Below are 4,698 nucleotides of genomic sequence, written 5' to 3' on the forward strand. Positions count from 1 at the left end.
CCGCGCACGGTGCTGGCGGACGGCCCCCGGCCAGGAGACGGCGATCCTCCCCGCGGGTGGAGGAACGCCCTCCGCGGCGGCCCCCAGGGCTCCCAGGGCGGAGGGCCGCGTGCGCAGCGACATGGCGGAGCCCGCGCCGTCGGACCGGCACCTGCCCGTGCACCAGCGCTTCGACACGGTGGAGACGCCGCGCATGGACGCGGTGGACGCGGGCACGCGCCGCAAGCGCCTGCTCTTCATCGCGGGCGGCATCGCCCTGGTGGGCCTGTTCATGTTCGCGGTCGCCGCGTGGCGGCTGGGCCTGGAGCCGGTGCATGCGCCGGAGCTGCCCCGCTACGACCCGAACGCGCCCGGGGCGAACGGCCCCCCGGCTCAGCCCGCGAACCCGTCCGCGCTCAAGCCCATCACGCCCCCGCCGCCCGCGCCGCCAATCGACCCGGGCGTTCGGGACGTGGAGGACGAGGACGCGGAAGCGGACGCCGCGGAGCCGGGCGTGCCCCCGAAGCACCAGCGCGCGTTCCTCACGCTGCGCACGAACCTCCCGGCGAACGTCTTCATCGACGGGGCCCGGGTGCGCCGCGCCACGCCGCTGGTGAACTACCCGGTCCGCGTGGGCACGCGCGACATCCGCGTGGTGGCCATCTCCACCGGCGAGCAGAAGGACTTCCAGCTCCGCTTCTCGCGGGGCCAGCACCAGAAGCTGGAGGAACAGTTCCAGCCTCCCCCCACCAGGCGGTGAGTTCCGTGGAGCGCACGCGCATCTTCGTCGTCGAGGACCAGCCCCAGCTGCTGCGCAACCTGGTCAAGGTGCTGGGCACCTTCCCGGAGCTGGAGGTGGTGGGCACCTCCCAGGACGGTGAGCAGGCGGTGGACGACATCGTCCGCGAGCGCCCGCAGCTCGTCCTGCTGGACCTGGAGCTCCCCAGCCTCAACGGCATCCAGGTGACCCAGAAGGTCAAGCGCCGCGCCCCGGAGGTGGAGATCCTCATCCTCACGTCCTTCGAGGACGAGCAGAAGGTCTACGAGGCCATCCAGGCCGGCGCGTCCGGCTACCTGGTGAAGCGGGTGGGGCCGGAGAAGATCCGCTCCGGCATCCAGGAGGTCATGGACGGTGGCACCGTGCTGGAGCCCATCATCGCGCGGCGCTTCTGGAACTACTTCCAGTCCGTCCAGGCGAAGCCCGCCCAGAAGCCCGCCCAGCTGCCCTGGGGGCTGACGGCCCTGGAGCTGGACGTCCTGCGCTACGTGGCCAAGGGCCTGTCCAACGCGGAGGTGGGGCGGGTGATGACGCTGGAGCGGCGGACGGTGCGCACGCACCTGTCGCATATCTACCGGAAGATGGGCGTGAACTCCCATGTGGATGCGGTGGTGATGGCCCTGCGTGAAGGTGTCGTGGATCTCTAGGCCCGCCGTGGTTACGGTGGGGCACCTATGTCCAAGGCATCCCCGCGGTCCACCGCCGTGCGCGCGGTGGACCCCACCCTCGCCGCACTGTTCGACGTTCACGAGGCAACGCTGCCCAACGGCCTGAAGGTCCGCCTGCTGGCGAACCACCAGGCCCCGGTAGTGAGTCTCTACACCTTCTTCCAGGTGGGCAGCCGCAACGAGCGGCCCGGCATCACCGGCATCAGCCACCTGTTCGAACACATGATGTTCAACGGGGCGAAGAAGTACGGCCCCAAGATGTTCGACAAGACGCTGGAGTCCAACGGCGGCCGCTCCAACGCGTACACGTCCAACGACATGACGGTGTACTACGACGACTTCTCCGCCGACGCGCTGGAGACGGTGCTCGACCTGGAGTCGGACCGGATGCGCTCGCTGCGCATCTCCCAGCAGACGCTGACGAGCGAGCGCCAGGTCGTGATGGAGGAGCGCCGCGTCCGCGTGGACAATGAAATCCCAGGCATGATGGACGAGGAGCTGGGCACGCTCGTCTACAAGGCGCACGCGTACCGCTGGCCCGTCATCGGCTGGATGGCGGACATCGAGAACATCACCCGCGAGGACTGCCAGGAGTACTTCCGCACGTACTACGCGCCCAACAACGCGGTGCTCTACATCGTCGGGGACATCGACCCGAAGAAGACGCTCGCGCTGGTGCGCAAGTACTACGGCAACATCCCGCGCGGCCCCACGCCCGCGCCGGTGCTCAACGCGGAGCCGGAGCAGAAGGGCGAGCGCCGCGCCGTGGTGCGCCACCCCGCGCAGTCGCCGTCGGTGATGATCGGCTTCCGCGGCCCCGCCGCCAGCGACGAGGACACGCTGGTGCTGGACGTCGTCCAGTACGTCCTCACCAAGGGCGAGGGCAGCCGGCTGGTGAAGTCCCTCGTGTACGAGCAGAAGGCCGCCGTGTCGGTGATGCTGGACTGGAGCTGGCGCATCGACCCGGGGACCATCCTCTTCTACCTGGAGCTCAAGCCGGACTCGGACGCGGCGAAGGTGGAGGGCCTGCTGTACGCGGAGCTGGAGCGGCTGGCGCGCGAGGGCGTCACCGACAAGGAGCTGCAGAAGGCGAAGAACAACCTGCGCGCGGACCACCTGCGGGAGCTGTCCACCAACAGCGGCCGGGGCCACGCCCTGGGCCACTACGAGGCCCTGCTGGGCGACTGGCGCGAGGGCCTGTCCCTGCCGACCTTTTACGCGAACGTCACGGCGGAGCAGGTGAAGGCCGTGGCCGCGAAGTACTTCGCCCCCGAGCGCCGCTCGGTGGTCACCCTCCATCCCGAAGCCGGCGCCAACGAAGCCGGTGACGAAGCGGCGGAGGCCTGAACCCATGGCCTCCCGAAAGATCGCCTCCGTGAAGAACACCGTCCGCAAGGCCGCCAAGGCCGTGCGCAAGCAGGCCACGTCAGCGCGCAAGAAGGTCGCGCAGGCGAAGAAGGCCGTCCCGGCCCGGGCGAAGAAGCTGCTGAAGGCCGCGCCCGCGCCGAAGTCCGCCGCCACCGGCGAATTGAAGCTGCCCGCGCTGCATGAGAGCACCACGTCCACGGGCCTGAGGGTCATCGCCGCGGAGCGCGGGCCGCTGCCGCTGGTGTCCGTGCGGCTGGTGATGCGCGCGGGCGGCGTGTGGGACCCTCCGGGCAAGGACGGCCTGGCGGACTTCACCGCGCGGCTGCTGCGCCGGGGCACGAAGCGCATGGACGCGGATGGCATCAGCGAGGCCATCGAGTTCGTGGGCGCCAGCCTCTACGCGGGCGTCAACGAGGACGTGCTGTCCATCTACCTCACCACGCCCGCGGAGCACTTCTCCGCGATGCTCGACGTGCTGGGGCAGGTGGTGCGCGAGCCCACGTTCCCGGAGCAGGAGGTGGTGGACGCCCGGGAGCGCGCGCTGGCGCAGTTCGCCAACGACCTGGATGATCCGTCCTCCATCGCGGACCGCGCCTTCGCGCGCGCCGTGTGGGGGGACCATCCGTACGGGCGCGACCTGGGCGGCAACAAGCGCACCGTATCCACGTTCACCCGCGACGACGTGGTCCGCTTCCACGCCGAGTGCATGGGGCCGCGCATCTCCCTGCTCACGGTGGTGGGCGCGCTCGCCCCGGAGACCGTGGCCGCGGAGGCGGAGCGCGCCTTCGCCGGCTGGACGGGCGCCCCGACGCGGAGCCGATGCTGCCGCGCAAGCAGGAGCCGATGGCGAAGGCGGGGACGGTGCTGCTGGTGGACAAGCCGGACCAGACGCAGTCCCAGGTGCGCCTGGGCGGCCCGGGCTTCTGGCTGGGCCACGAGGACTACTTCCCGGCCACGGCCATGAACATCGCGCTGGGCGGCGGCTTCACGTCGCGGCTGATGAACGAGATCCGCGTCAACCGGGGCCTCACCTACGGCGTCAGCTCCTACTTCGACACGATGAGCGCGGGCGGCATCTTCGCGCTGTCCACGTTCACGAAGACGGCGTCCACGCGGGAGATCATCGACGTGGCGCTGAAGGAGATCCACGGCGTGCGCGACGCGGGCTTGAGGCCCCGGGAGCTGAAGGACGCGCAGAGCTACCTGGCGGGCCTCTATCCGCTGCGCACGGAGACCAACGAGTCCGTGGCCTCCGTCATCGCGGACATGCGCCTCCACGGCCTGGGCGACGACTGGGTGGAGAGGTTCCGCGACCGGCTGCGCGCGGTGACGCCCAGGGACGTGGCCGCCGCGGCCAGGAAGTACGCGTTCGCGGACCGGCCGGTCATCGTGGTGCTGGGCAAGGCGTCGGAGGTGAAGCCGCTGCTGGAGGGGCTGGGCCCCATCACCGTCGTGCCGGCGTCGGACTACGAATGAGCGGGGAGGTTCCCCGCGTCCTCTTCGAGGGCGCGGGCGTGATGGTGGTGGACAAGCCGGCCGGGGTGCTCGTCATCCCCGGCCGCGAGGGCGGCCCGTCCCTGCGCGACACGCTGGAGGCGCACCTGGGCCGCAAGGTGTACGTGGTGCACCGGCTGGATCGGGACACCTCCGGCGCCCTGGTGTTCGCGCTGGACGCGGACGTGCACCGCGCGCTGTCCCAGGCCTTCGAGACGGGCAAGGTGCGCAAGCGCTACCGCGCCCTGGTGGAGGGCCGGCTGGAGGCGCCCCGCATGGTGGACGCGCCGCTGGTGGCCGCCCGCAAGGGGCGCATGCGCGTGCGAAGCCGGAGGAGCCGGACGCCAGGCCGTCGCGCACGCGCGTGCGCCCGGTGGAGACCTTCGCGCGCGCGTCCCTGGTGGAGGCGGA

General features: G+C 71.1%; 4 protein-coding genes and 2 pseudogenes. All 6 read left to right on the forward strand.

Translation table 11 applies throughout. The features are described 5' to 3' along the window. Positions 1-739 (forward strand): annotated as a pseudogene (locus tag ACLEQD_RS37245) (serine/threonine protein kinase); the annotation flags it as partial. 5 nt (positions 740-744) lie between these two features. Next, positions 745-1,404 carry a response regulator gene (locus tag ACLEQD_RS37250; protein WP_410390636.1) on the forward strand — a complete coding sequence of 220 codons (660 nt, stop codon included), beginning with the start codon at positions 745-747 and terminating at the stop codon, positions 1,402-1,404. A 27-nt stretch (positions 1,405-1,431) separates the two neighbouring features. Further along, entirely contained in the window at positions 1,432-2,772 is a 1,341-nt protein-coding gene (locus tag ACLEQD_RS37255) for a M16 family metallopeptidase (protein ID WP_410390637.1), read from the forward strand. 4 nt (positions 2,773-2,776) lie between these two features. Continuing rightward, complete coding sequence (locus ACLEQD_RS37260; protein WP_410390638.1) at positions 2,777-3,757, forward strand: M16 family metallopeptidase; 981 nt, start codon at positions 2,777-2,779, stop codon at positions 3,755-3,757. Next, the gene (locus ACLEQD_RS37265; RefSeq protein WP_410390639.1) at positions 3,664-4,269 is read left to right on the forward strand and encodes a M16 family metallopeptidase; all 606 of its coding nucleotides are present in this window, start codon (positions 3,664-3,666) and stop codon (positions 4,267-4,269) included. Before ACLEQD_RS37260 ends, ACLEQD_RS37265 begins: the two co-directional genes overlap by 94 nt. Beyond that, positions 4,266-4,698: pseudogene (locus tag ACLEQD_RS37270) on the forward strand (RluA family pseudouridine synthase); the annotation flags it as partial. The gene ACLEQD_RS37265 and the pseudogene ACLEQD_RS37270, both read left to right, overlap by 4 nt.

It is taken from the genome of Corallococcus sp. 4LFB, from assembly GCF_046520365.1.
GTDB lineage: Bacteria > Myxococcota > Myxococcia > Myxococcales > Myxococcaceae > Corallococcus > Corallococcus caeni.

Excerpts from the sequence above, each read along its gene's own strand:
- ACLEQD_RS37260 (WP_410390638.1), top strand. The coding sequence starts at position 2,777 with ATGGCCTCCCGAAAGATCGCCTCCGTGAAGAACACCGTCCGCAAGGCC.
- ACLEQD_RS37255 (WP_410390637.1), top strand. The coding sequence starts at position 1,432 with ATGTCCAAGGCATCCCCGCGGTCCACCGCCGTGCGCGCGGTGGACCCC.